Below are 25,940 nucleotides of genomic sequence, written 5' to 3' on the forward strand. Positions count from 1 at the left end.
CAAGAACCCTGTTCCCCTGCCCGATGATCACGGGTTAAGGTCCCGGGGCATGCACATCGGGGCATGCACATCGGGGCATGCACATCGGGGGATCACAGCAGGTGGGGGACATGACCGAAGGCAGCGACACACTCACGGCGGGCGCGGCGTGGGGGCAGGCAGTCACGGCCGTGGCGCTGATCGGGGCACTCGGTGGCGGCCTGTGGGTGGTCGGGGAGGCGACGAACTCGAGCGGTGGCCCGCGGCCGCCCGCCACGTGCTCGAACGGCAAGCCCACGAAGACGCCGGAGCGGACCGGGGAGACCGGGGAAGCCGGGAACGCGCCCCGGCCCGTCTCCGGGGAGCAACTGTGCACGGCGCTGAACCGTCCCGAGCTCGCCGAACTGCTGGGCACGCCCACGGAGATCGCGCTGAACGCCAGCGGCAACAGCAGCACCTTCAATCCTGCCGGAGGCGGCGGCAAGGAGATCGTCACCCCCTCGGCCAAGGTCCAGTTCGAGACCTACACCGTGAACCTGACGGCCACCGCCGACCGGTTTTCCGTGGCTGACTCCGCCGTCCTCCTGGGGAACGGCGCGCCGCTGCAGACGGTTCTGGGCCGCCCGGCGTTCTTCTCCTCGGATCGCACCCTCAGCATCCGCTTCCGCCTCGACGGCAGCGATGCCCAGAGCGTCCCCGGCCTCCCGACCCGCGTCCTCACCGTGGCCCAGGACGAGAAGGACAGCGGCGGCTCCTTCGAGCTGACCGTGTGGCGCACCGACGGCCGAGTGCCGGACGACGCGGTACTCCTGCGCGTCGCCGAGAAAGTGCTCCCGGCGGTCCCGGACTGGGCCGTCACACCGAACTGACGACGGAGCCGATCGCCATGCCGAGCATGAAGCCACTGCTACTGATCGACGTCGACGGCCCGCTGAACCCGTACGCCGCGAAGGCGCAGCGCCGCCCGGCGGGCTACACCACCCACCGGATGCGCCCGACGGGCTGGACGCAGGCGGACCGCAAGCCCCTGCGGGTCTGGCTGAACCCCGCCCACGGCGAGGAGCTGCTCGCGCTGGCGGACTCGTACGAGCTCGTCTGGGCCACGACCTGGAAGGACGAGGCCAACGACTGGATAGGCCCGCGGCTGGGGCTGCCGAGGCTCCCGTACATCGACTGGCCGCAGATGCACGGCCGGGCGCCGCGCGGCACCTTCTGGAAGACCCAGTACATCCTGGAGTACGCGGGCGGGCGGCCGTTCGCGTGGATCGACGACGACATCACGGCGATGGACCGCGAGTACGTCGACCAGCGCCACCCGGCGCGGGCGCTGCTGCTGCGGATCGACGAGCGGATCGGCCTGCTCCGGCCGGACTTCGAGGCGCTGGCCCGCTGGGCCCCGTAGACGCCGAAGGGGCGGCCGGAGCGGGTGCTCCGGCCGCCCCTTCGGGCGGTTGCGCCTACTGCTTGTGGGCCGCCCAGGCGTGCTGGATGACCAGGTCGGCCTTCAGCTCGGTGAGCTGGACCGCGACCGCCGACGGGGCGGTGCCGCCGCGGCCGTTGCGGGAGGCCAGCGCGCCGGGCACGTTCAGGACCATACGGACCTGCGGCGTGAGGTGCTCGGAGATCTTCGCGAACTGCTCGTCCGTGAGCTCGTCCAGCTCGATGCCGTGCGCCTCGCACTCCTTGACGCACTCGCCGGCCACCTCGTGCGCCACCCGGAAGGGGACACCCTGCTTGACCAGCCACTCCGCGATGTCGGTCGCGAGCGAGAAGCCCGCCGGAGCCAGCTCCTCCATCCGCTCCCGGTTGACCGTGAGGGTGGCCATCATGCCGGTGAAGGCCGGCAGCAGGACCTCCAGCGTGTCGCAGGAGTCGAAGACCGGCTCCTTGTCCTCCTGGAGGTCCCGGTTGTAGGCCAGCGGCAGCGCCTTCAGCGTGGCCAGCAGGCCCGTCAGGTTGCCGATGAGGCGGCCCGACTTGCCTCGCGCCAGCTCCGCGATGTCCGGGTTCTTCTTCTGCGGCATGATCGACGACCCGGTCGAGAAGGCGTCGTGCAGGGTCACGAAGGAGAACTCCTTCGTGTTCCAGATGATGATCTCCTCCGCGATCCGGGAGAGGTTGATCCCGATCATCGCGGTGATGAAGGCGAACTCGGCGACGAAGTCGCGCGAGGCCGTGCCGTCGATCGAGTTGCCGACCGAGCCGCGCTCGAAGCCCAGGTCGGCGGCGACCGCCTCCGGGTCCAGGCCCAGCGAGGAGCCGGCCAGCGCCCCCGAGCCGTACGGGGAGACCGCGGTCCGGGTGTCCCACTGCCGCAGCCGCTCCGCGTCCCGGGACAGCGACTGCACGTGGGCCAGTACGTGGTGGGCGAAGAGCACCGGCTGCGCGTGCTGGAGGTGGGTCCGGCCCGGCATGGCCACGTCCGCGTGCGTCTCGGCGAGGCCGACCAGCGCGTCCTGGAGGTCGGCGATCAGGCCGCCGAGGATCCGGCCGTGGTCGCGCAGGTACATCCGGAAGAGGGTGGCCACCTGGTCGTTGCGGGACCGGCCGGCCCGCAGCTTGCCGCCGAGGTCGGCGCCGAGCCGCTCCAGCAGGCCCCGCTCCAGGGCGGTGTGCACGTCCTCGTCGGCGACGGTGCCGGTGAAGGAGCCGTCGGCCACATCGGCTTCGAGCCGGTCCAGGCCCGCGATCATGCGGTCGAGCTCTTCGGCCGTGAGCAGGCCCGCCTTGTGGAGCACCCGGGCGTGGGCGCGGGAGCCGGCGATGTCGTACGGGGCGAGACGCCAGTCGAAGTGGACGGACGCCGACAGCAGGGCCAGCGCCTCCGAAGGGCCGTCGGCGAACCGGCCGCCCCAGAGCCGGACGTCACCACCGTTGTTGCTGCTCACAGCTGCTGCTCCTCAAGACTGCATGGCTTCGGGTGTGCAACGGCCTCCCCGTCGCGGAGGACACGGGGAGGCCGTCCGTACTACTGCCTAGTGCGGTAACGACTCAGGCGAGGTCGCGGCGGGCGGCGATCTTCGCGGACAGGCCAAAGATCTCGATGAAGCCCTGGGCCTTGGACTGGTCGAAGGTGTCGCCCGAGTCGTAGGTGGCGAGGTTGAAGTCGTACAGCGACTCGTCGGACTTCCGGCCGGTGACGACGGCGCGGCCGCCGTGCAGGGTCATCCGGATGTCGCCGGTGACGTGCTGGTTGGCCTCGTTGATGAAGCCGTCCAGGGCGCGCTTGAGCGGGGAGAACCACAGGCCGTCGTAGACCATCTCGCCCCAGCGCTGCTCGACCTGCCGCTTGTAGCGGGCCAGCTCGCGCTCGACGGTGACGCTCTCCAGCTCCTGGTGGGCGGTGATCAGCGCGATCGCGCCCGGGGCCTCGTACACCTCACGGGACTTGATGCCGACGAGACGGTCCTCGACCATGTCGATCCGGCCGATGCCCTGGGCTCCGGCGCGCTCGTTGAGCTGCTGGATGGCCTGGAGCACGGAGACGGGCTTGCCGTCGATGGCGACCGGGACGCCCTCCTTGAAGGAGATGACGACCTCGTCGGCCTCGCGAGCCTCGGCGGGGTTCGAGGTGTACTCGTAGATGTCCTCGATCGGCGCGTTCCAGATGTCCTCCAGGAAGCCCGTCTCGACGGCCCGCCCGAAGACGTTCTGGTCGATGGAGTACGGGGACTTCTTGGTGGTCGCGATCGGGAGGTTCTTCGCCTCGCAGAAGGCGATCGCCTTGTCCCGGGTCATCGCGTAGTCGCGGACCGGGGCGATGCACTTGAGGTCCGGGGCGAGGGCGACGATGCCGGCCTCGAAGCGGACCTGGTCGTTGCCCTTGCCGGTGCAGCCGTGGGCGACGGTCGTGGCGCCGTGCTTCTTGGCGGCGGCGACCAGGTGCTTGACGATGGTCGGCCGGGAGAGCGCCGAGACCAGCGGGTAGCGGTCCATGTAGAGGGCGTTCGCCTTGATCGCCGGGAGGCAGTACTCGTTGGCGAACTCGTCCTTGGCGTCCGCGACCTCGGCCTCGACGGCACCGCAGTCGAGCGCGCGCTTGCGGATGACGTCCAGGTCCTCGCCGCCCTGGCCGACGTCCACGGCAACGGCGATGACCTCGGCGCCCGTCTCCTCGGCGATCCAGCCGATGGCGACGGAGGTGTCCAGGCCGCCCGAGTAGGCGAGTACGACGCGCTCGGTCACGGGTTTCTCCTTAGGGTGCATTCAACGACAGGCATAACTATGCACTACTCCGTATGTTTCGTCAATCAGTCCCCGGCGCGCGTCCTGACCTGCCGGAATATCGCGGGCGCCGCCCCGGGCCGGCTGTCTACGATCAGGGTTCGACGCACCACGGGGAGGGCACATGGGCGCCGGACAGCGGCGGGCGGCGGACCAGGGCCGGGCAGTGGCGGAGCTGCTCCTGAGCGGCGAAGCCGACGGGGTCGGGGAGGTACTGCCCGGCGCCGGGCCCGAGGCCTGGACCGCCTTCGACGAAGAGGTGCGCAGCATCCACCGCCGCTGGTACGGGTTCCCCCGGAGCAACCGGGCGGAGGTCCGCCTCTGCCATCCCGACGGCCGGGTCCGCGAGGGGGCGCTGCGCGCACCGCACCCGCCGCCCGAGCTCCTCGTGATCCGGTGCGCGGACTGGGTCCCGGCCGTGCGGGAACAGGCACGGCGGCGGCTGACCGAGGCCCTGGCGGCCGACCCCGTGCCGGTGCTGCACCGGCTGACCCCGCTCGTCCTGCGGCTGGGCCGCCGCGGGCAGGGCGCCTGGGCGCTTGAGCGGTTCGGGGCCGAGCTGCGCGGCTCCGGCAGCGGCTCCGGCGGCGGCTCCGGCGTCCTGGCCGGGCTGCTCGACAGCGCCGACCTGCCGACCCGGCGGTTCGCCGCCCGGCTGGCCGTCGAGGCCGGGGAGTACGACGTACGGGAGCTCGCCCGGCGGGCCGCCGAGGAGCCGGATCCGGTGACGGCCGGGCAGTGGGCGGACTCCGCCCTCGCCGCCATGGCCGCCGACGGGCCGGACGACGAGGCGGTCGACCGCCTGCGGGGCGCCCGCATCCCGATGGTCCGGGCCGCCGGGGTCACCGCCCTGCGCCGGGCCGGGCGGGCCTCCGAGGCCGCCCGGCACCTCACCGACCGCTCCGGCCTGGTCCGGGCCTGCGCCCGCTGGCTGGTGCGCCAGGACGGCGGCGACCCGTACGCCCGCTACCGCGAGCTGGTCGCGGACCCGGCGCGCGTCTCCCCGTACGCCGTGACCGGGTTCTCCGAATGCGCCGAGCGGGCCGACGCGCCGCTGCTGCGCGCCCTGCTGGAGCACCGGGCCGACGCGGTGCGGGCCGCCGCCCTCGGCGGGCTGCGCGCACTGGACGGCACGGTCGACCAGGACCGGCTGCGCGCGCTGCTCGACGACCCGTCGCCGGCCGTGGCCCGCGAGGCCTCGCTCAGCCTGTGCGACTCGGCGGAACGGCTGCCCGCCGACTGGCTGCTGGCCCGCATCACGCCCGAGCGGCCGCCGCACACCCGCCGGGCCGCGTACCGGCTGCTGCACACGCGCGGCGGAGTGGCCGGACTGCGGGCCTCCGTCGAGCTGCTGACGGACCGTGACCCGGGCCTGCGGCACATCGCCGCGCAGCGCATCCGGAGCCTGTGGTCCCCGTACCGGCCGCCCGGCCTGCCGTTCCGGGACCTGGAGGTCGGCGCCCTGCTGGACCGCTGCACGCACCTGTTCAGCGACTACGTCATGAACCGGATGCGCTCACAACTCGGATTGCCCCGCCCGCGGTCCACGACGGACGGATACTGAACCCTGACTTCCGCCTCGACGGCCTGCCTGCGCTGCCTCCGCGCCTTCCCCCCGTACCGTCTGACATGTGCTGCGTACCGCTCTCGTCACCGGCTCACTGATCGTCACCACCCTGCTGCCCCACGGCCATGACCCGCTGCCCGCCCGCCTCGCCGACACCGGCGGCGGCAGTCAGCTGATCACCGCCGTCGCGCCCGGGCCCGGATCCACCACCGGACGGGTGACGTGGTGGGACCGGCGCGCGGGGCGCTGGTACGAGGAGGGCAGCGTCGAGGCCCGGTTCGGCGCGAACGGGCTGACCGACGGCGCGACCCGCACGCAGGGCACCGACACGACCCCGGCCGGACTGTACGAGCTCCCGTACGCGTTCGGGATCCGATCGGCCCCGGCCGGGACGGGGTACCGCTACCGGCGGGTGACGGAGCACGCGTGGTGGTGCCAGGACAACGCGTCCGCCAGCTACAACCGCTGGGTGGAACCGCTGCCGGCGGACTGCGCGCCGGGCGAGGCGGAGCGCCTGGTGACGTTCGAGAAGCAGTACGCCCACGCGCTGGTCATCGGCTTCAACTACGAGCGCCCGGTACGCGGCCGGGGCGCGGGCATCTTCCTGCACGTCAACGGCAAGGGGGCGACGGCCGGCTGCGTGTCCGTCCCGGAGCGGGCCATGCGCGCGATCCTGCGCTGGGCGAACCCGCGGCGCGGACCGCACATCGTGATCGGCACGGAGTCCGGGCCGCTGGCCGTCACCCGCTACTGAGGCCGCGGGGCGCGGCGGCCGCGATCCGGGTTCGGGGCGCGGCGGCCGCGATCCGGGTTCGGGGCGCGGCGGCCGCGATCCGGGTTCGGGGCTCGGCGGCCGCGATCCGGGCCACGACCTGTCGGGACCTGCTGAGCGGAGACGGAGACCGCTCAGCTCTCTTTTTGGGCCAGTCGCAGCAGGTGGTCGGCCAGGGCCTGGCCACCCATCGGGTCGCGGCTGATCAGCATCAGGGTGTCGTCGCCCGCGATCGTGCCCAGGATCTCCCGAAGTTCGGCCTGGTCGATCGCGGAGGCGAGGAACTGGGCCGCACCCGGCGGGGTGCGCAGGACCACGAGGTTCGCGGAGGCCTCCGCCGAGATCAGCAGCTCACCGGAGAGGCGCCGCATGCGCTCCTCCTTCGCCGACTCGCCGAGCGGAGCCTGCGGGGTGCGGAAACCGCCCTCGCTGGGGACCGCGTAGATCAGCTCGCCGCCGGTGTTGCGGATCTTCACCGCGCCCAGCTCGTCGAGGTCCCGGCTGAGCGTCGCCTGGGTGACGCTCAGCCCGTCGTCGGCGAGCAGCTTCGCCAGCTGGCTCTGGGAGCGGACCGGCTGCCGGTTGAGGATGTCCACGATCCGGCGGTGGCGGGCGGTTCGGGTCTGCGGGACGGACGGGCCGTTCTGCTCGTGTTCCTGCGCCTGACTCATCGTCGTCTCATTCCCCGGTTCGTCCGTCCCCGTTGGCCGCGTTCTCGGCAGCGCTCTTGGCTGCCGCGAGGACACCGGGCAGGGCCTGGACGAACGCGTCCGCCTCGTCCTCGGTGAGAACGTACGGGGGCATGAGCCGTACGACGTCGGGGGCGGGCGCGTTGACCAGGAAGCCGGCGTCCTGAGCCGCCTTCTGCACCTGGGGTGCGAGGGGCTCGGTCAGCACGATACCCAGCAGAAGGCCCGCACCGCGGACATGGGAGACGAGCGCGCTTCCGGAAGCCTCGATTCCGGAGCGCAGCCGCTCGCCCCGCGCCTTGACCTGGTCGAGCAGTCCGTCGGCGGCGATGGTGTCGAGGACGGCGAGGCCGGCGGCGCAGGCCACCGGGTTCCCGCCGAAGGTGGTGCCGTGCTGGCCGGGCCGGAGCAGGTCGGCGGCGGGCCCGAAGGCGGCCAGGGCGCCGAGCGGCAGTCCACCCCCCAGACCCTTGGCGAGCGTGACGAGGTCGGGCTCGACGCCCTCGTGGGCCTGGTGCTCGAACCACTGGCCGCAGCGCCCGATACCGGTCTGCACCTCGTCGAGGACGAGCAGGGTGCCGGTGGCCCGGGTGATCTCGCGGGCTGCGGTCAGGTACCCGGCGGGCGGGACGACGACGCCGTTCTCGCCCTGGATCGGCTCGATGATCACGAGCGCGGTCTCCTCGGTGACGGCGGCCCGCAAGGCCTCCACGTCACCGTACGGGACGTGCGTCACATCGCCGGGGAGCGGCAGGAAGGGGTCCTGCTTCTTGGGCTGGCCGGTGAGCGCGAGGGCGCCCATGGTCCGGCCGTGGAAGCCGCCGTCGGTGGACACCATGCGGGTCCGCCCGGTCAGCCGGCCGATCTTGAAGGCGGCCTCGACGGCCTCGGCGCCCGAGTTGCAGAAGAACAGCCGGCCCGGGCGCCCGAAGAGCTGGAGCAGCCGCTCGCCGAGCGCGAGGACGGGCTCGGAGGCGTACAGGTTGGAGACATGGCCGAGGGTGGAGACCTGCTCCGTCACCGCGGAGACGATCGCCGGGTGGGCGTGGCCGAGGGCGTTGACCGCGATACCGCCGACGAAGTCGGTGTACTGGCGGCCGTCGGCGTCCCAGACCTGGGCGCCCGCGCCGCGTACGAGCGCCAGCGCGGGGGTGCCGTAGTTGTCGGTCAGCGCCCCCTTCCAACGGGCTCCGTACCGCTGATTGCCGGTCTCCTGGTTCCCGGTCATGCGCTGTCCCCTCCCTGCGTGTCGGCCTGAGTATCGGCCTGCGTGTCGGGCACGACCATCGTGCCGATTCCCTCGTCGGTGAAGATCTCCAGCAGGATCGAGTGCTGGACCCTTCCGTCGATCACTCTGGCGGTGGTCACGCCGCCCCGCACGGCGTGCAGGCAGCCCTCCATCTTGGGCACCATGCCGCTGGACAGCTCGGGCAGCAGCTTCTCCAGCTCGCTGACGGTGAGCCGGCTGATCACCTCGTCGCTGTTGGGCCAGTCCGCGTACAGGCCCTCGACGTCGGTGAGGACCATCAGGGTCTCGGCGCCGAGGGCGGCGGCGAGCGCCGCGGCCGCGGTGTCGGCGTTCACGTTGTACACGTGGTGGTCGTCGGCGCTGCGCGCGATGGAGGAGATGACCGGGATCCGGCCGTCCGCCAGCAGCGCCTCGATGGCCCCGGTGTCGATGGCGGTGATCTCGCCGACCCGGCCGATGTCGATGCGCTCGCCCCCGATCTCGGGGCTGTGCTTCTTCGCGGTGATGGTGTGGGCGTCCTCGCCGGTCATGCCGACGGCGAGCGGCCCGTGCTGGTTGAGCAGCCCGACCAGCTCACGCTGGACCTGGCCCGCCAGGACCATCCGTACGACGTCCATGGCCTCCGGGGTGGTGACCCGCAGTCCTGCCTTGAACTCGCTGACCAGGCCCTGCTTGTCCAGCTGGGCGTTGATCTGCGGGCCGCCGCCGTGGACGACGACCGGCTTGAGGCCGGCCTGCCGCAGGAAGACGACGTCCTGGGCGAAGGCGGCCTTCAGGTCCTCGTCGATCATGGCGTTGCCGCCGAACTTGATGACGACGATCTTGCCGTTGTGGCGGGTGAGCCAGGGCAGGGCCTCGATGAGGATCTCGGCCTTGGGGAGCGCGGTGTGCCTTCTCGCGGTGCTCATGAGGAGTACGCGCTGTTCTCGTGGACGTACTCGGCGGTCAGGTCGTTGGCCCAGATGACCGCCGACTCGGTGCCGTTGGACAGGTCCGCGGTGATGTGGACCTCGCGGTCCTTCATGGAGACCAGGTCGCGGTCCTCGCCGACCGAGCCGTTCTTGCAGACCCAGACACCGTTGATGGCGACGTTGAGGCGGTCCGGGTCGAAGGCCGCCTTGGTGGTGCCGATCGCGGAGAGCACGCGTCCCCAGTTCGGGTCCTCGCCGTGGATGGCGCACTTGAGCAGGTTGTTCCGGGCGATGGACCGGCCGACCTCGACCGCGTCGTCCTCGTCCAGCGCGCCGATGACCTCGATGCGGATGTCCTTGCTGGCGCCCTCGGCGTCGCCGATGAGCTGGCGGGCGAGGTCGTGGCAGACGGTGCGTACCGCTTCGGCGAACTCCTCGTACGCCGGCACCTGGCCGGACGCGCCGGAGGCGAGCAGCAGCACCGTGTCATTGGTGGACATGCAGCCGTCGGAGTCGACCCGGTCGAAGGTGGTGCGGGTGGCGGAGCGCAGCGCCGTGTCGAGGGTGGCGCTGTCCACGTCGGCGTCGGTGGTGAGGACGACGAGCATGGTGGCCAGGCCGGGGGCGAGCATGCCCGCGCCCTTGGCCATGCCGCCGACGGTCCAGCCGCCCTGGGAGACGGTGGCCGTCTTGTGCACGGTGTCGGTGGTCTTGATGGCGATGGCGGCGTCCTCGCCGCCGTCGGCGGACAGGGCGGCGGCCGCCGTGTCGATGCCCGGCAGCAGCTTGTCCATGGGGAGCAGGACGCCGATCAGGCCGGTGGAGGCGACGGCGACCTCGCCGGCGTTGTGCTCGCCGCCGCCGAGACCGTTCAGGGCCTCGGCCACCTTCTCGGCGGTGGCGTGGGTGTCCTGGAAGCCCTTGGGGCCGGTGCAGGCGTTGGCGCCACCGGAGTTGAGGATCACCGCGCCGACGGTGCCGCCGCGCAGGACCTGCTCGGACCAGAGGACGGGCGCGGCCTTGACGCGGTTGGAGGTGAAGACGCCCGCGGCGGCCAGACGCGGCCCGTTGTTGACCACGAGGGCCAGGTCCGGATTGCCGTTTGCCTTGATCCCGGCGGCGATGCCCGCCGCCGTGAATCCCTGTGCTGCCGTGACGCTCACGGTGCGACTCCGATCGTCGAAAGACCCAGGCTCTCCGGGAGCCCGAGCGCGATGTTCATGCTCTGGACCGCGCCGCCGGCGGTGCCCTTGGTCAGGTTGTCGATGGCGCTGATGGCGATGATCCGCTGGGCCGCCTCGTCGTAGGCGACCTGGACCTGAACGGCGTTGGAACCGTAAACGGACGAGGTGGCCGGCCACTGGCCCTCGGGGAGCAGGTGGACGAAGGGCTCGTCGGCGTACGCCTTCTCGTACGCGGCGCGCACCGACTCGGCCGTGGTGCCCGGCAGGGCCTTGGCGGAGCAGGTGGCGAGGATGCCGCGTGGCATCGGCGCGAGGGTCGGCGTGAACGACACGGTGACGCGCTGCCCGGCCAGGGGGCTCAGGTTCTGGATCATCTCGGGGATGTGCCGGTGGCCGCCGCCGACGCCGTACGGGCTCATGGAGCCCATCACCTCGGAGCCGAGCAGGTGCGGCTTGAGGGCCTTGCCCGCGCCGGAGGTGCCGGTGGCGGCGACGATCACGGCCTCCGGCTCGGCCAGTCCCGCCCCGTACGCCGGGAAGAGCGCGAGCGAGACGGCGGTCGGGTAGCAGCCGGGAACCGCGATGCGCTTGGACCCCGCCAGCGCGGCGCGGCCGCCCGGCAGCTCGGGGAGGCCGTACGGCCAGGTGCCGGCGTGCGGGGCCCCGTAGAACGTGTCCCAGTCGGCGGAGTCCTTGAGCCGGTGGTCGGCGCCCATGTCGACGACGAGGACGTCCTCGCCGAGCTGGGCGGCGACGGCGGCGGACTGGCCGTGCGGCAGGGCGAGGAACACGACATCGTGCCCCGCGAGCACCTCGGGCGTGGTCGCCTCCAGGGTGCGGCCCGCGAGCGGCACGAGGTGCGGCTGAAGGGAGCCGAGGAGCTGTCCGGCGTTGGAGTTCGCGGTCAGCGCGCCGATCTCCACCTCGGGGTGCGAGAGCAGCAGGCGCAGCACCTCACCGCCCGCATACCCGCTCGCTCCGGCCACCGCTACACGTACCACCATCGGACCTCCATCCTTGATGGCATGACTATACGTAATCCCGCACTTTTATGCAACGCTGTCGCGGTCCTCCGGCACGCGGCAGCTCTGCTGTGCCCATTCCCGCGGCCCGTGCGGCGCTAGCGTTGGGCCCATGATCGTATGGCTCAACGGCACCCACGGCGCAGGCAAGACGACGACCAGTGCACTCGTGCAGCGGCTGATCCCGGATTCACGGTCTTCGACGCCGAGAAGGTCGGCGAGACGCTCACGTGGCTGCACGGCGAGGCCGAGGTCGTCGACACCACGCACCTCACGCCCGCCCAGGCCGCCCTGCGGATCGCAGAGGCCGTCAAGAGTTGAGGTCGGCGTCGAGCGGGGCGCGAGTGCCGGGCGGACAGCGGCTCAGGCCAGTGTGACGTCCATGCCGCCCTCGGCCAGGGCCTCAAGGACTGCGGCGAACAGGTCGTAGGGCCGGCCGTCCGGTGTCAGGGCGTAGGAGAGGTGCTCGCGCGCGGTCGCGGCGTCTCGCCAGAGCAGGGTGGCGGGGGCGGTGTAGCCGAAGGCGCCGTGCAGGCAGTCGTCAAGGGCGGCGAGGCAGCCGCCGAAGTAGCCGCCCGGCCCGTTGACCGCCTCGCCGAGCGCCAGGTAGAGGGCGGGTTCGTCGGTGATGTGCCGGCCGTCGAGTTCGTAGGCGTGACCGGCCGGCCGGTCATGGTGGGATCGTCGGCAGGCCCGCTCTCGGACGAGGTCGTGCCAGGCCCCGCGGCGGCGGGTATCGAGGCCGGCCCAGGCGTTCACGGCGTCCGGCGGCCCGGCGAGCCACCGCTCCCAGATGGGCCGGGCGTATGCGGGAACGGGTGTGAAGCGGCCTCCGTCGAGCTCCAGGTCGATCAGGTCCGTCCCGCGGGAGGAGGGGCGCCAGTCGCTGACCGTGGCCCACAGCAGCCGATCAGTCAGCAGCCCACCTCGGTCGTCCCGTATCTCCAGAGCGGCCTCCTCCAGGTCCAGCGCCCGCCGGGTGCCCTTCATCAGCGCCGCCCTCAGCTGATCGCTCCGCGCGAACCCCCGAAGGACGATCGGGGGCGGCACCTGCTCTGGTGACAGGATGCGGGTGAATTCCCGGCAGGAGCCCAGCCAGCGGTGCCCGTCGTGCACGCGAACGCTTCCCCGGTGCCCCTCGGGCGGACCTTCGTAGTCGGCCAGGCCGGTGAGCAACAGGCTGTCCGTCCCGGGGAGCGGCCCCATACTTTCCGCGTCCTCCAGGTGCCAGGCGTCGAGTGTCTCGTCGTCCGGCACCAGCCACACCCGGCTGCCGACCCAAGCTGGTACGCCGGATTCCTCCGGAACCCAGCCGAACAGCTCGTACGTCGCGCGCGGGGACTCTCCGAACAGTCCCTCCACCTCGGCGCAGACGCCCCAGACATGGCCGTGCTCCGTCTCGGTCAGCGTGTACCGCGCGCTCCCGTGCTCCTTCTCGTCCTCATGCACAGCGGAAATCATGCCCCGACCACCGCACGCGGCCGCGCCCTCCCGGGCCGGGCGGCAGGCGCCGTCAGCCGAGCCGGTGCCGGACCCAGACGTTCGGTTCCACGTACACCGCGTAGCCCTGCTCCGGCTCACAGCGCACCGGGGTGAGCGCGCCCGGAACGCGCACCGGGCCCGGCTCGTCGAAGGGCAGGCCGGTCCACTCCCGCCACTGCGCGAGCGAGCCGTTGATCGTCATCGACAGCGGGGCCACGGAGTCGATGACGCCGCCAGCCCGTACGTGGACCCGCAGCCAGGGGTCGTACGGGAGACCGTCCTCGCGGGTGCGGTACGCGTACTCGTGGATCGAGGTGTCCGGCTCGGCCGGCTTCCCGCTCGGCCGGACCGGGGCCACGACCTCGGCGAACCCGGCGGCCCGGGCGCCCTCGCGCATCGCGGCCAGCATCCGCCCCGACAGGCCCTCGCCCTGCCGGTCCAGGGCGACGGTGATCTCGATCGCGCTCAGGGTGTCCGGCTCGACCCCCCGCCGCAGATCGGAGAAGGCCCACATCAGGATCTGGTCCCAGCCCCGCGTGGGCAGCACCCCGTCCCGCCCGGGCGCGTGCTGGGCGAACGGCAGGCTGAAGGCCCGGGCCACCACCGCGTCGCCGTCCGTGGCGACCCAGATGAACTCCGGCAGCTCGGCCACCATGCGCGGGTAGAGCAGCCAGGCGAGGTCGTCGTGCACGGCGAACTCGGGCCACGGGTCCGCCATGTCCCAGAGCCGTTCGGCCAGTTCGGGGCGGTGCGCGAGGGAGGTGATCTTGATACCGGTCATACCCGCAGGCTAGGCGGGGGCCACCACCCCCTCAAGCGGTTTGTGCCGGGGCCTGCAGCGAGAGGTGCCAGCGGCCCGACCAGCCCGTCAGGGTGACCGTGGACAGCGGGCGGACGTCCACGTTCCAGTACGTCAGCGGGGGTGCCTTCAGGGCGTAGACCAGGGCCGCCCGGACCACCGCGGGCTCGGCCACCGCCACGATGGCTCCGCCGTCGTCGGCCGGCCGGGTGTCCAGCCAGCCGCCGATCCGGGAGATGAAGGCCAGCAGGGACTCGCCGCCGTGCGGGGCGGCCAGGGGGTCGGTGAGCCAGAGGTCCACCGCCCCGGGTTCGCGCGCCGTCACCTCGCCCAGGGTCAGTCCCCGCCAGCGCCCCATGTCGCAGTCGCGCAGCGCGGGCTGGGCGAGCGGGGCGTACCCGAGGGCCTCGCCCGTGGCGCGGCTGCGCGGGGTCGGCGAGCAGTAGCGCAGCTCGGCGGCGCCCAGCGGTACGAGACCCCGGGCGGCGGACTCCACCGCGCGCCAGCCGGCCCCGTCCAGCGGGCGGTCGTCGTCGAAGCGCTCGGCGAGCAGCGGGGTGCCCCGGGCTGCGGCGACGAGCGAGACCCGAACATGCATGCGGTGATGGTGAGCCGCGCGCGGCGTCGGGTCAAGCGTCCCGACCGACGCCGTTGCCTGGACCGGAGCCCGGCGCGTTGCCGAAAGCCGAGCCCGGCGCGCTGCCGAGACCCGAGGCCGGCGCGTTGCCGGGACCGGAGCCCGGCGCGCTGCCGAGACCCGAGGCCGACACGTTGCCGAGACCCGAGGCCGGCCCGGCGCCCAGCCCCGCGCCCAGCCCGGTGCGGAGCCGGTGGACGGCCTCGGCCAGTTCCCCCGCGCCCGACACCCCGGCGAAGCTGAGCCGGACGTAGGGAGCCGGCGGTTCCGCACAGAAGTACGGCCGGCCGGGCGCGACCGCGACGCCCGCGCGCAGGGCCGCCGCCGCGAAGGACACGTCGTCGCCCTCGCCGAGCCGGGCCCACAGCTGGTACCCGCCGGACGGCAGATGCGGCAGCTCGACCCCGGGCAGCTCGCGGCGCAGCGCGCCCGCGAGCACGTCCCGCCGGTGCCGCAGCTCGGCGGCGACGGCGCGCAGGTGGCGCGGCCAGGCGGGCGCGCCGACCAGTTCGAGGGCGGCCTCCTGGAGCGGCCGGGCCACGAAGAAGCTGTCCACCACCTGGATGGCGCGCAGCCGGTCCAGCACCGGGCCCCGGGCGGCGAGCGCGCCCACCCGCAGGCTGGGCGAGGTGGCCTTGGTCAGCGAGCGCACATGGACCACCAGCCCCTGGGCCATCGCGTCGTCCTCGGCGGCGAGCGTGGGAGGCAGCGGCCCGGCGTCCTCGTGGGCCAGGGCCCGGGCGTAGTCGTCCTCGACCACGAACGCCCCGGCGGCCCGCGCGATCCGCAGCACCTCGCCCCGCCGCTCGGCGGACAGCACCGCGCCGGTCGGGTTCTGGAACAGCGGCTGGCATACGAACACCCGCGCACCGGTGGCTTCGAAGGCGGCGGCCAGCAGCTCCGGCCGGACCCCTTCGGCATCCACCGGCACGGGTACGGGCCGGCAGCCGGACGCGCGGGCGATGGCCAGCAGTCCGGGGTACGTCGGGGACTCCACCAGGATCGGCGCCCCGGGCGGGGCCAGCGCCCGCAGAGCGGTGGTCAGCGCGCTCTGCCCGCCCGCGGTGATCAGTACGTCGGCGGCCCCGACGGCCGCCACCGCCCCGCCGATCTCCCGGGCGAACCAGTCGCGGAGCTCGGGCAGCCCCTCCATGGGCGGCCGCCCCCAGGCCCCGGGGCGGCGCCCGGCCCGGGCCAGGGCCACCGCCATGGCCCGCTCGGGCTGGAGCGCGGGGTGCAGGTAGCCGCCGTTGAGCTCGATCACCCCGGGCGGGGGCGCGGCCAGCGTGTTCAGCACCCCCGAGGCGTCCACGGAACGCGGGATCACCTCCCCCGCGCCGTCGGCGCTGAGGGCGAGTTCCTGCCAGGAGGTGTCCCCGGGCGCCTCGGTCTCCGTACGCGGCTGGGCCCGGAACACCCCGGCGCCGGGCCGGGTGACCACGAGCCCCTCGGAGGCGAGCTGGGCGAGGGCCCGGGAGACGGTGACCGGGCTGACCCGGTAGCGCTCCACGAGAGCCCGACTCGACGGGAGCTTTCCACCCACCGAGTAGCGGTTGAGCTCCGACCGCAAGGATTCCGCCAGTTGGGCCACACTGCTACGCTCGTACATGACAGCACAGAATAGCGCTATCGCCTCGATGCCGATAGCAGTTCAAGGCGCTGCGAGCACCCCCGCTACGAGTACCCGCACCGGAACCGCCCTCGCCCTGCTCGGCGTCATCGCCTTCTCGCTGACCTTCCCCGCCACGGCCTGGGGCCTGGAGAGCTTCGGCCCCTGGTCCCTGGTCTCCCTGCGCAGCGTGCTCGCGGCCCTGATCGCGGGCGGGTTCCTGCTGGCCGCACGGGTGCCCCTGCCCGGCCGGGAGCACTGGGCGGGGCTCGCCGTCGTGGCCGCCGGCGTGGTGGTCGGCTTCCCGCTGCTGACCACCCTGGCCCTGCGGACCTCCACCACCTCGCACGCCGCCGTGGTGGTCGGCCTGCTGCCGCTGACCACGGCGGCGCTGGCCGCCCTGCGGACGGGGATCCGCCCCTCGCGCCGGTTCTGGGCGGCGGCCGTGGCCGGAGCCCTGGTCGTGCTCTGCTTCACCCTCGCCCAGAGCGGCGGGGGCGTCTCGGGCGGCGACGGCTTCCTCTTCGCGGCCCTGCTGGTGTGCGCCGCCGGTTACACCGAGGGCGGGCGCCTGGCCCGGCACCTGCCGGGCTGGCAGGTGATCGGCTGGGCGCTGGTGCTGTGTCTGCCGCTGACCCTCGCCGGTTCCGCGCTCGGGCTCGCGTACGAGCCGGTGCACCTGACCGGGCACGGGCTGGCCGGCCTGGTCTGGGCGGCGGGCGGCTCCACCTTCCTCGGCCTGTTCGTCTGGTACCGCGGCATGGCCGAGATCGGCGCCGCCCGGGCCAGCCAGCTCCAGCTCGCCCAGCCGCTGCTGACCCTGGTGTGGTCGGTGGCGCTGCTGGGCGAGCGGCTGTCGCCCGCCGCCCCGGTGGCCGCCTGCGCGGTGCTGGTCTGCATCGCCGTGACCCAGCGGGTCAAATAGGAGCAATTCACCCTAGACTGCTAACACCGGATCGGATCGGATCGGACCGCCACCGAGGAGGTCAGTATGCGTGCGACTGAGGGCGACCAGATCGTGCAGCACGGCAGAGTCGTGGGACAGCACGACAAGGTCGGCGAGATCACTCAGGTACTTGGCGAGAACGGAACCCCTCCCTACCGGGTGCGCTTCCAGGACGGCCACGAGGCCATCATGTCTCCGGGCCCCGACTGCGTCGTGAAGCACCCCGCGGAGCCCCCGCGCTGACGCCACGCGCGCTGACTCCACGCGACGCACCGACTCACCGGGGCGGCGCCGCCGTCGGGTAGTGGTCGGCGACGACCCTCGCCATCGCTCCATTGGGGTCCGTGACCACCTGCTTCGCCGAGAAGTAGACGTGGCCGCGGACCTCGGCGTACTCCTTGGCGAACGCGACGTGCCGCGACAGCTCCGCCGGGTCGCGCCAGGCCTCCGTGGGGCTGTCGGGGTCGCAGCGGTAGAGCGCCTCGCCGACGTAGAGCCGCACCCCGGTGCCCTCCACCGTCCGCGCCCACCACGGCACGATGTCGGTGTAGTCGGCCGCCGGGTGGCCGATCTGCCAGTAGGCCTGGGGCACGACGTAGTCGATCCAGCCCTGCTTGACCCACTTGCGGGTGTCCGCGTACAGGTCGTCGTACGTCGCGACGCCCGCGCGGGTCGGCGAGCCCAGCGGGTCCACGTCGTCGTTGCGCCAGATCGCGAACGGGCTGATGCCGAAGTGCGCCGCCGGCCGGACCTTCCGCAGCCGCGCGGACATCTCGCTGACCAGGGTGTCGATATTGTCCCGGCGCCACGCGGCCCGGGAGGGGAAGGAGCCTCCGTACTCCTCGTACGCCTCGTCGTCGTCGAAGTACTCGTCCTCGACGGGGTACGGGTAGAAGTAGTCGTCCCAGTGCACCCCGTCCACCGCGTAGCGGGAGACGGCGTCGAGCATGGCCTCCTGGACGAAGGCCCGCACCTCCGGCAGGCCCGGGTTGTAGTAGGTCTTGCCGCCGTACTCGACCGTCCAGTGCGGGTTGCGCCGGGCGGGATGGCCCGGGTCCAGCAGATCGGGGTCGGTGTGCTGGGCCACGCGGTACGGGTTGAACCAGGCGTGCAGTTCCAGCCCGCGGGCGTGCGCCTCCGCGACGGCGGTACCGAGCGGATCCCAGCCGGGATCACGGCCCTGCTCCCCGGTCAGCCACTGCGACCAGGGCTCCCACGCCGCCGGCCACATCGAGTCCGCGGTCGGCCGGACCTGGAGGATCACCGCGTTCAGGCGCCGCCTGACGGCGGTGTCGAGCAAGTCGGTCAGCTCGGCCCGCTGCGCCGCCGCGGGCAGCCCCGGCTCGGAGGGCCAGTCCAGGTTCTCGACGGAGGCGATCCACATCCCGCGGAATTCGGGGGCGGCCGACCGCCCTCCCGCCGCCCCGCGGGCCGGCGCCGCTCGCCGCGCCGCCCCGCGCGCCGCCCGTTCCGCCGCGCCCGCCGGCTCCGCCGCGCGCGCGGGGACCGCCTGGCCCGCCGCCGCGGCGGCCAGCGCCCCCGCCGCTCCCGCCAGCAGCCCACGACGCCCGATGCACTCCATGTGACGACCCCACTCCGATCGGTGACATTGCCCCGCGTGCGCCCAGCATGCCCGCCCCGGCCCGCCACGACGCTCAACGTCAGGGGTAACGTCGGGGGACGTGGCGGGCGCCGGACAGCAGTTACCACTGTCAAGGCCGGGGGACCCGCGATGGATGAGCAGCGAAAGGCACGATGTGACGGACCTCCCTACCGACATCGCACGCGTCGGCGTAGTGGGCTGTGGCCAGATGGGCGCGGGCATCGCGGAGGTGTGCGCCCGCAGCGGTCTTGAGGTGAAGGTCGCCGAGACCACCGGCGAGGCCCTGGAACTCGGGCGCACCCGGCTGCACAACTCGCTGATGAAGGCCGCCGAACGCGGCAAGATCAGCGTGGAGGAGCGGGACGCCACCCTGGCCCGCCTCACCTTCACCACCGACCTCGGCGAGTTCGCCGACCGCGACCTCGTCATCGAGGCCGTCGTCGAGAACGAGCAGGTCAAGACGGAGATCTTCCAGGTCCTGGACCAGGTGATCACCCGTCCGGACGCGATCCTCGCCTCCAACACCTCCTCGATCCCGCTGGTGAAGCTGGCCGTCGCGACCTCGCGTCCGGACCAGGTCATCGGCATCCACTTCTTCAACCCGGCCCCGGTGCAGAAGCTCGTCGAGCTGATCCCGGCGCTGACCACGGGCGAGGAGACGGTCAAGCGGGCCGAGGCCCTGGTGCGGGACGTGCTGGGCAAGCACGCCGTCCGCGCCCAGGACCGTTCCGGCTTCGTCGTCAACGCGCTCCTCGTCCCGTACCTGCTGTCGGCGATCCGGATGTTCGAGTCCGGCATCGCGAGCCGCGAGGACATCGACAACGGCATGGAGCTGGGCTGCGCCCACCCGATGGGCCCGCTGAAGCTGTCCGACCTGATCGGCCTGGACACCATCGTGTCGATCGCCGACTCCATGTACGCGGAGTACAAGGAGCCGCTGTACGCCGCTCCCCCGCTGCTCCAGCGGATGGTCGACGCGGGCCGCCTCGGCCGCAAGAGCGGCTCGGGTTTCTACCCCTACGGCTGACTCCCGTAGCGGCCGCTACCCCAGCCTCAGATGGTGGAGCAGCAGGAGCCCGGCCGCCATGTTGGCGGCCGGGACCTCCCCGCGGGCGATCATGTCCGGCACCAGTTTGAGCGGGACCCATTCACGGCGTGAGGACTCGAAGCCGTCCTCGGGGTGGCCGATGTACGTGGCCCCGTCGGCCCAGTAGAGGTGGTGGCGGGCGTCGGTGAGCCCGTTGGAGGGCTCCACTGTCATCAGGTGGTGGAGCGGGCCGGGCCGCCATCCCGACTCCTCCTCCATTTCGCGCGCCGCGGCCGCCTCGACGGACTCGCCGTCCTCGACGACACCCGCCGGGAGTTCCCAGCCCCAGCTGTCGGTGATGAACCGGTGCCGCCACAGCAGCAGTACCTCATTGGCCTCGTTGACGGCCGTGGCGACGGCGACCGGGCGCAGCCGGATCACGAAGTGGTCCAGGTGCCGCCCGTCGGGGAGTTCCACATCGGCGAGGTTCACATCGAACCAGCGGTTCTTGTACACGGTCTGCTCACTCAGGTTCGTCCACTGCACGGTTGTGCCACCTTCCGTTCGAGTAGGTGGCAACATGGCAGCAGTTCAGGCCGTCACAGGGGAACGCGCAACGCCCCGTCGATGAGCTGTGCGGTCTCCTCCGCACCGGCACAACCGCTGGTCAGCAGCTGTTCGCGGACCGCCCGCAGCCGCTCCCGCAGCCGGAGCGATTCCATCCCCTTGGCCCGTTCCGCCATTTCGGCCGCGGCCGCCACCGCCCGGTCGGCCTCGCCCTGGCGCAGCTGGATCTCGCAGAGCATCGCCAGCCGGTGGACCCGGCCGCGATCGTGCGCCGGCGTGCCCACGGCGGCGGCCGCCTGCTCGTGCGCGGCGTCCAGATCCCCGAGGCTGAGCAGCGCCTGAGCCACCTGTACGTTGACCAGCCCGGGCTGGACGTACCCCGTCTCGTCGGGCTCCGTACCGGGCCGGATCCGCTCGGCGGCCGCCTCGGCCTGCCGGATGCACGCCAACGCGGCGCGGGTGTCGCCGAGTTGGGCGTAGGCCTTGGCCTGCATCGCGTACAGGTCCGCGGCCAGGGCCGGGGTGGTGTGCCGGCCGGCGGCGCGCAGCGCGGCCTCGGCGAAGGCCACGGCCTGGCGGTGGTCCCGCAGATGCAGGCTCTGGTTGACGAGCAGCGCGATGACGTACGCCCCCAGCCCCCGGTCCCCGCTCGCCTTGGCGAGCCTGAGGGCCTGGTGGAAATAGCGCTGGGCGAGCCCGTGGGCGTCCGAGTCGTACGCGCAGATGCCCGCCACGGCCACCAGGGACCCGGCGGCGCGGTGCAGACGGCGGCCGAGGTCATCGGGGTAGCTGCCGCGCAGCATGGGGGCCGCCTCGCTGCCCAGGAAGCGGACGATCCGATCCCGGGTGGCCACCCCGCCGGCCCGGCGGTACATCAGCTCGTAGTGCGCGCGGGCCGCCCGCAGGATCTCGATGTGCTCCGGGCCGATCCTGGTCGGGCCCTCCCGGGACACGTCGATGTCCTCGGGCGGGTTCTCCCACTCCCAGACCGGGATGACGGCGGGGGTGCCGGTGACCGCCTCGACGGCGAGGAGCTGGGTGCGGCCCTGCTCCTCGGACCGCCACAGGGCGGCGGCCCGGTCGACGAACCCGCTGAGCGGTGTCGCGTGGTGAGCCCGGCCCGGCAGTCCGAGCCCGGCGTCGTCGAGGCCGACGGGCCGGCCCAGCCGTCCGCCGAGCACCTCGCAGATCAGGTCGGGCACCTGACCGCGCGGGCGCTGCCCCTTCAACCAGCGGGAGACCGCGGTGTGTTCGTAGCGCAGCGCGAGTCCGCGGGTCCGGCCCGCCTGGTTGACGTGAGCGGCAAGTCCGGCATGGGACATGCCCGCCTCGGCGAGGAGGGCGTCGAGCAGGGTGTTCGGCTGCATGGGCCCCTCCAAGGGCTGGTGGAACTCAGGCTAGTGGGTGCGGGGTTCACACGGGGTGTGAACCAAGTACGCGCATAAATGCGAAACGCACTCTGCCGTGGAGGGGGTATTCGGCGGTTCACTTAAGGGCCTCGCCAAGAGGCAGCTCGGGTCGTCGGCTCCCCCTCGTACAGTGCGACGACCCGTCACCGCGCCGCCCGTTCTGCTGTCTGCCCGACACTCCATGGCAGGCGGGCGGCGCGCCTCGGTTCCGCCGACGCCCGGTTGGTCGCCGGGCCCGGCAGGGCCAGGCCGGACGCGCGCCGGACCCCTTCCACCGGGCCCGGCGCGCCGTTCCGCCCCCGCCGGGCAATTCCAGCCCCGCCGGCGTTTGAGGCGCGGGGGTACGGGGGCAGAGCCCCCGCAACGGCGCCGCGGGGCACCCGGGGGCCCGCCACAACGGGCGAGGGGCGCACCCGGCAATCCGGATGCGCCCCTCGAAACCCGCGGCAGCGGCTACGCGCCGCGCAGCACCGCGCCCGTCCGCTCCCCGGCCAGGGCAACGGCCGCGTCGCGCGCCGCCGTGGACTCCTCGGCCGTCAGCGTGCGGTCCGGCGCCCGGAAGCGCAGCGCGTACGCGAGGGACTTCTTGCCCTCGCCCACCTGCTCACCGGTGAACACGTCGAACAGCCGCAGCGACTCCAGCAGTTCACCCGCGCCCTTGCGCAGCGCCGCCTCCACCTCGGAGGCCGGAACCGCCGCGTCGACGATCAGCGCGACGTCCTGGGTCGCCACCGGGAAGGTGGAGATCCGGGGCGCCTGGACGGGCTCGCCGCCGGCCGCCGCGAGGCGGTCCAGGTCGAGCTCCATCGCGCTGGTACGGGCCGGCAGGCCCATCGCCTTGACGACGCGCGGGTGCAGCTCGCCGGCGTGTCCGATGACGGTCTCCACCCCGTCCAGGGTGACGACCAGCTCGGCGCACCGGCCCGGGTGCCACGGGCCGTACTGGCCCTGGCGCACCACGAGCTCCGCACCGGCCTCGACGGCCAGCGAGCGCGCCGCCTCGACGGCGTCCGCCCAGTCGGCCGGGCGGCCCTTGCCCCACCAGCCGGCCTGCTCACGCGCACCGGCCAGCACGACCGCGGCGTACCGCGGCTGCGCCGGAAGGGCGGCGTCGAGCGTGGCGATCTCCTCGTCCGTGGGACGGCGGTCGACGGGCAGCCGTACGGCCACACCCGGCTGCGCCGCGGCCCGGAAGACCGAACCGGTCTCGAAGAGCGCGAGGTCGTGGCTGCCCCGGCTGTCGTTGCGGCGCAGCGCGCCGAGCAGACCCGGCAGCAGCGTGGTGCGCAGCGCCGGCTCCTCGTCGGAGATCGGGTTGACGAGCTTGACCACCTGGCGGGCGGCGTCGTGCGCCGGCAGCTGGAGCTGGTCGAAGACGCCCTCGCCGAGGAACGGGTAGCTGAGCGCCTCGACGTAGCCCGCGCCGGCCAGCGCGCGGCCGACCCGGCGGTGCAGCTGCTGCCGGTCGGTCAGACCGCGGCCGGAGGTCACCTGCGGGAGGGTGGACGGGAGGTTCCCGTAGCCCTCCAGCCGGATGACCTCCTCGGCGAGGTCGTTGGGCTCGGCGAGGTCGGGCCGCCACGACGGGACGGTGACGACGAGCTCGTCCTGGCCGTAGACGTCGCAGCCGATCTCCTGGAGGCGGCGCACGACGGTCTCGCGGCCGTACGCCATGCCCGCGACGCGGTCGGGGTGGTCCGCGCTCATCGCGACGGTGCGCGGGGCGCCCGGGGCGACGAGCTCGGTGACACCGGCCTCGGCGGTACCGCCCGCGAGCAGCACGAGCAGGTCCACGGTCCGCTGCGCGGCCGCGGCGGCGGCCTGCGGGTCGACGCCCCGCTCGAAGCGCTTGGACGCCTCGGAGGACAGCTTCAGGCGGCGGGCGGTGCGCGAGATCGACACGGGGTCGAAGTGCGCGGCCTCGATGACCACGTCGGTGGTGCCGGTGACGGCGCCTGTGTCGAGGTCGGTGACGGAGTCGGCGATCTCGGTGTTGGCGCCGCCCATGACACCGGCGAGGCCGATCGGGCCGCTGTTGTCCGTGATCACCAGGTCCTCGGCGTCGAGCGTGCGCTTGACGCCGTCGAGGGTGGTGAACTTCTCGCCCTGCTCGGCACGGCGGACGCCGATCGCGCCGTCGAGGCGCGAGCGGTCGTAGGCGTGCAGCGGCTGGCCGAGTTCGAGCATCACGTAGTTGGTGACGTCGACGGCGAGCGAGACCGGGCGCATGCCCGCCTTCTGCAGGCGCCGGGTGAGCCAGATCGGGGAGCGCGCCTCGGGGTCCAGGCCCGTGACGGTGCGCGCGGTGAAGCGGTCGCAGCCGGTCGGGTCCTCGACCTTGACGAGGTAGCCGTACGAGTTCGGCGCGGGCACGTCGAGCAGCGCCGGGTCGCGCAGCGGCAGGCCGTACGCGGTGGCGGTCTCACGGGCCACGCCGCGCATGGACATGCAGTAGCCGCGGTCCGGGGTGATGTCGATGTCGAGGACCTCGTCGATGAGCTGGAGCAGCTCGATCGCGTCGGTGCCGACCTCGTACTCCGGCGGCAGCACGATAATGCCGTGCGTGCCGTCGTCGCCCATGCCCAGCTCGTCGCCGGAGCAGATCATGCCGTGCGAGGTCCGGCCGTACGTCTTGCGCGCGGCGATCGCGAAGTCGCCGGGCAGCACCGCGCCGGGGAGGACCACGACGACCTTGTCGCCGACGGAGAAGTTCCGGGCGCCGCAGACGATCTCCTGCGGCTCGCCGGTTCCGTTGGCACGGCCGACGTCGACCGTGCAGAAACGGATCGGCTTGCGGAAGCCTTCGAGCTCCTCGATCGTCAGCACCTGGCCGACGACGAGCGGGCCCTTGAGCCCGCCGCCGAGCTGCTCGACGGTCTCGACCTCCAGGCCGGCGTCGACGAGCTTGGCCGCGACGTCGCGACCGGTTTCACCTGCGGGGAGGTCTACGTACTCCCGCAGCCAAGAAAGCGGGACCCGCATCAGATCTCCATCCCGAACGGCCGGGTGAAGCGCACGTCACCCTCGACCATGTCTCGCATGTCTTCGACGTTGTGGCGGAACATCAGCATCCGCTCGATGCCGAACCCGAAGGCGAATCCGCTGTACTTCTCGGGGTCCACACCGCAGGCGATGAGCACCTTGGGGTTGACCATGCCGCAGCCGCCGAGCTCGATCCAGCCCTCGCTGGAGCAGGTACGGCACGGGCGGTCGGGGTTGCCCACCGACTCGCCGCGGCACACGTAGCACTGCATGTCCATCTCGGCGGACGGCTCGGTGAAGGGGAAGAAGTGCGGGCGCAGGCGCGTGGTGGTGCCCTCGCCGAACAGCTCCTGGACCATGTGGTCCATGGTGCCCTTGAGGTCCGCCATGGTCAGGCCCTCGTCCACGGCGAGCAGCTCGACCTGGTGGAAGACCGGGGTGTGCGTGGCGTCGAGCTCGTCGGTGCGGTAGACCCGCCCCGGGCAGACGATGTAGACGGGGGGCTTGCGCTCCAGCAGCGAGCGCGCCTGCACCGGGGAGGTGTGGGTGCGCAGCACGACACCGGACTCGTCGCCCTCGGTGCCGTCCGGCCCCTTGACGAAGAAGGTGTCCTGCATCTGGCGCGCGGGGTGGTCGGGCGTGAAGTTGAGGGCGTCGAAGTTGAACCACTCCGCCTCGACCTCGGGGCCCTCCGCGACCTCGTACCCCATGGCCACGAAGATGTCCGCGATGCGGTCCATCAGCGTGGTCAGGGGGTGCCGGGCGCCGGCGGGCACGCGGTCGTGGGGCAGCGTGACGTCCACCGCCTCCTCGACCAGCACCCGCTCGTCGCGCTCGGCCTCCAGCTCGACCGTGCGGGCCCCGAAGGCCTTGTTCACGGCGCCGCGGGCCTGGCCGACGCGCTTGCCCGCCTCGGCCTTGGCCTGGGGCGGCAGGGCGCCGATCTCGCGGTTGGCGAGCGCCAGGGGCGAGCGGTCGCCCATGTGCGCGGTCTTCGCCTCGCGGAGCTCGTCGAGGTCGCCGGCGGACGCGAAGGCGGCGAGCGCCTCGTCCCGCATGCGCTCGATCTCTTCCGGTTTCAGTGCCTCGACCTCGACAGGGTCGTACGACTTGTTCGGTGCCGACATCTCTTCCCGTACTTCCGATGGCTGGCTGGTGGATCCCCGCGCGACACGCTCGACACTCTCGACCGACACGTTCTGCACACGGACACAAAGGTGCCAAAGGACGAGTCTAAAGGCCGCTGGGGGTGATGGAGGCCCGTGGGCCGCCTGGCGAGACG

Annotated in this window: 23 protein-coding genes and 1 pseudogene; 8 read left to right on the plus strand and 16 right to left on the minus strand. The window is 72.8% G+C overall.

Features of this window, described 5'->3' with window-relative positions; genetic code table 11:
- Positions 1 to 110 precede the first annotated feature (110 nt).
- The gene (locus MTF65_RS19915; protein WP_243630118.1) at positions 111 to 848 is read left to right on the plus strand and encodes a DUF6215 domain-containing protein; all 738 of its coding nucleotides are present in this window, start codon (positions 111 to 113) and stop codon (positions 846 to 848) included.
- A 26-nt stretch (positions 849 to 874) separates the two neighbouring features.
- Positions 875 to 1,381, plus strand: coding sequence for an HAD domain-containing protein (locus tag MTF65_RS19920; protein ID WP_243630121.1), 507 nt, complete (start codon positions 875 to 877; stop codon positions 1,379 to 1,381).
- Positions 1,382 to 1,436: 55 nt separating this feature from the next.
- On the opposite strand, the gene argH is transcribed toward MTF65_RS19920, so the two are convergent.
- Positions 1,437 to 2,867, minus strand: coding sequence for an argininosuccinate lyase (gene argH / locus MTF65_RS19925; RefSeq protein WP_243630122.1), 1,431 nt, complete (start codon positions 2,865 to 2,867; stop codon positions 1,437 to 1,439).
- Positions 2,868 to 2,970: 103 nt separating this feature from the next.
- Positions 2,971 to 4,164, minus strand: coding sequence for an argininosuccinate synthase (locus MTF65_RS19930; RefSeq protein ID WP_243630124.1), 1,194 nt, complete (start codon positions 4,162 to 4,164; stop codon positions 2,971 to 2,973).
- A gap of 163 nt (positions 4,165 to 4,327) precedes the next feature.
- Here MTF65_RS19930 and MTF65_RS19935 point away from each other — a divergent pair, with 163 nt between their 5' ends.
- Both MTF65_RS19935 and MTF65_RS19940 read left to right on the plus strand, forming a co-directional pair.
- Entirely contained in the window at positions 4,328 to 5,767 is a 1,440-nt protein-coding gene (locus MTF65_RS19935; RefSeq protein ID WP_243630126.1) for a HEAT repeat domain-containing protein, read from the plus strand.
- A gap of 70 nt (positions 5,768 to 5,837) precedes the next feature.
- Positions 5,838 to 6,524, plus strand: a complete 687-nt coding sequence (locus tag MTF65_RS19940) for a L,D-transpeptidase (protein ID WP_374207271.1) — start codon at positions 5,838 to 5,840, stop codon at positions 6,522 to 6,524.
- A 152-nt stretch (positions 6,525 to 6,676) separates the two neighbouring features.
- Here the strand turns inward: MTF65_RS19940 and MTF65_RS19945 are convergent, their stop codons facing one another.
- From MTF65_RS19945 to argC, 5 genes are read right to left on the minus strand one after another with little or no spacing between them, the layout of a single operon-like run.
- Positions 6,677 to 7,213 carry an arginine repressor gene (locus tag MTF65_RS19945; protein ID WP_243630127.1) on the minus strand — a complete coding sequence of 179 codons (537 nt, stop codon included), beginning with the start codon at positions 7,211 to 7,213 and terminating at the stop codon, positions 6,677 to 6,679.
- A gap of 7 nt (positions 7,214 to 7,220) precedes the next feature.
- Complete coding sequence (locus tag MTF65_RS19950) at positions 7,221 to 8,459, minus strand: acetylornithine transaminase (RefSeq protein ID WP_243630129.1); 1,239 nt, start codon at positions 8,457 to 8,459, stop codon at positions 7,221 to 7,223.
- The gene (gene argB, locus MTF65_RS19955; RefSeq protein WP_243630131.1) at positions 8,456 to 9,388 is read right to left on the minus strand and encodes an acetylglutamate kinase; all 933 of its coding nucleotides are present in this window, start codon (positions 9,386 to 9,388) and stop codon (positions 8,456 to 8,458) included. The genes MTF65_RS19950 and argB overlap by 4 nt, the downstream gene beginning before the upstream one ends.
- On the minus strand, positions 9,385 to 10,554 hold the full coding sequence (gene argJ, locus MTF65_RS19960; RefSeq protein WP_243630132.1) for a bifunctional glutamate N-acetyltransferase/amino-acid acetyltransferase ArgJ: 1,170 nt from the start codon (positions 10,552 to 10,554) through the stop codon (positions 9,385 to 9,387). Before argJ ends, argB begins: the two co-directional genes overlap by 4 nt.
- On the minus strand, positions 10,551 to 11,579 hold the full coding sequence (gene argC, locus MTF65_RS19965; RefSeq protein WP_243630134.1) for an N-acetyl-gamma-glutamyl-phosphate reductase: 1,029 nt from the start codon (positions 11,577 to 11,579) through the stop codon (positions 10,551 to 10,553). The genes argJ and argC overlap by 4 nt, the downstream gene beginning before the upstream one ends.
- A 130-nt stretch (positions 11,580 to 11,709) precedes the next feature.
- Here argC and MTF65_RS19970 point away from each other — a divergent pair.
- Positions 11,710 to 11,918 (plus strand): annotated as a pseudogene (locus tag MTF65_RS19970) (hypothetical protein).
- 42 nt (positions 11,919 to 11,960) lie between these two features.
- On the opposite strand, the gene MTF65_RS19975 reads toward MTF65_RS19970, so the two are convergent.
- The 4 genes from MTF65_RS19975 to MTF65_RS19990 are packed head-to-tail and all read right to left on the minus strand — an operon-like array spanning position 11,961 to position 16,124.
- Positions 11,961 to 13,058 (minus strand): barstar family protein, encoded by a 1,098-nt coding sequence (locus MTF65_RS19975; protein ID WP_243630135.1) that lies wholly within the window; start codon positions 13,056 to 13,058, stop codon positions 11,961 to 11,963.
- 52 nt (positions 13,059 to 13,110) lie between these two features.
- Positions 13,111 to 13,860: an N-acetyltransferase gene (locus MTF65_RS19980; RefSeq protein WP_243630136.1), complete on the minus strand. Its 750-nt coding sequence runs from the start codon at positions 13,858 to 13,860 to the stop codon at positions 13,111 to 13,113.
- Positions 13,861 to 13,891: 31 nt separating this feature from the next.
- Entirely contained in the window at positions 13,892 to 14,476 is a 585-nt protein-coding gene (locus MTF65_RS19985) for a histidine phosphatase family protein (RefSeq protein ID WP_243630139.1), read from the minus strand.
- Positions 14,477 to 14,507: 31 nt separating this feature from the next.
- On the minus strand, positions 14,508 to 16,124 hold the full coding sequence (locus tag MTF65_RS19990) for a PLP-dependent aminotransferase family protein (protein ID WP_243630140.1): 1,617 nt from the start codon (positions 16,122 to 16,124) through the stop codon (positions 14,508 to 14,510).
- On the opposite strand from MTF65_RS19990, the gene MTF65_RS19995 reads away from it, so the two are divergent.
- Together MTF65_RS19995 and MTF65_RS20000 are read left to right on the plus strand one after the other, a co-directional pair.
- The gene (locus MTF65_RS19995; RefSeq protein ID WP_243630141.1) at positions 16,123 to 17,049 is read left to right on the plus strand and encodes a DMT family transporter; all 927 of its coding nucleotides are present in this window, start codon (positions 16,123 to 16,125) and stop codon (positions 17,047 to 17,049) included. The two genes, MTF65_RS19990 and MTF65_RS19995, sit on opposite strands and share 2 nt — an antisense overlap.
- Before the next feature lie 66 nt (positions 17,050 to 17,115).
- A complete protein-coding gene (locus MTF65_RS20000; protein ID WP_243630143.1) occupies positions 17,116 to 17,313 on the plus strand; it encodes a DUF1918 domain-containing protein in 198 nt (65 codons plus the stop codon).
- Positions 17,314 to 17,347: 34 nt separating this feature from the next.
- Here the strand turns inward: MTF65_RS20000 and MTF65_RS20005 are convergent, their stop codons facing one another.
- Positions 17,348 to 18,652 carry a glycoside hydrolase family 10 protein gene (locus MTF65_RS20005; RefSeq protein ID WP_243630144.1) on the minus strand — a complete coding sequence of 435 codons (1,305 nt, stop codon included), beginning with the start codon at positions 18,650 to 18,652 and terminating at the stop codon, positions 17,348 to 17,350.
- Positions 18,653 to 18,806: 154 nt separating this feature from the next.
- Between MTF65_RS20005 and MTF65_RS20010 the strand changes: the two genes are divergently transcribed.
- Positions 18,807 to 19,700, plus strand: a complete 894-nt coding sequence (locus tag MTF65_RS20010; protein ID WP_243630147.1) for a 3-hydroxybutyryl-CoA dehydrogenase — start codon at positions 18,807 to 18,809, stop codon at positions 19,698 to 19,700.
- A 15-nt stretch (positions 19,701 to 19,715) separates the two neighbouring features.
- On the opposite strand, the gene MTF65_RS20015 is transcribed toward MTF65_RS20010, so the two are convergent.
- From MTF65_RS20015 to pheS, 4 genes are all read right to left on the minus strand, one after another.
- On the minus strand, positions 19,716 to 20,246 hold the full coding sequence (locus tag MTF65_RS20015) for an NUDIX hydrolase (protein WP_243630148.1): 531 nt from the start codon (positions 20,244 to 20,246) through the stop codon (positions 19,716 to 19,718).
- A gap of 53 nt (positions 20,247 to 20,299) precedes the next feature.
- Positions 20,300 to 21,634 (minus strand): transcriptional regulator, encoded by a 1,335-nt coding sequence (locus tag MTF65_RS20020; RefSeq protein WP_243630150.1) that lies wholly within the window; start codon positions 21,632 to 21,634, stop codon positions 20,300 to 20,302.
- 495 nt (positions 21,635 to 22,129) lie between these two features.
- A complete protein-coding gene (gene pheT / locus MTF65_RS20025; protein WP_243630151.1) occupies positions 22,130 to 24,658 on the minus strand; it encodes a phenylalanine--tRNA ligase subunit beta in 2,529 nt (842 codons plus the stop codon).
- Complete coding sequence (gene pheS, locus MTF65_RS20030; protein ID WP_243630153.1) at positions 24,658 to 25,785, minus strand: phenylalanine--tRNA ligase subunit alpha; 1,128 nt, start codon at positions 25,783 to 25,785, stop codon at positions 24,658 to 24,660. The genes pheT and pheS overlap by 1 nt, the downstream gene beginning before the upstream one ends.
- Positions 25,786 to 25,940: the final 155 nt, after the last annotated feature.

It is taken from the genome of Streptomyces sp. APSN-46.1 (genome assembly GCF_022815725.1).
Classification (GTDB): domain Bacteria; phylum Actinomycetota; class Actinomycetes; order Streptomycetales; family Streptomycetaceae; genus Streptomyces.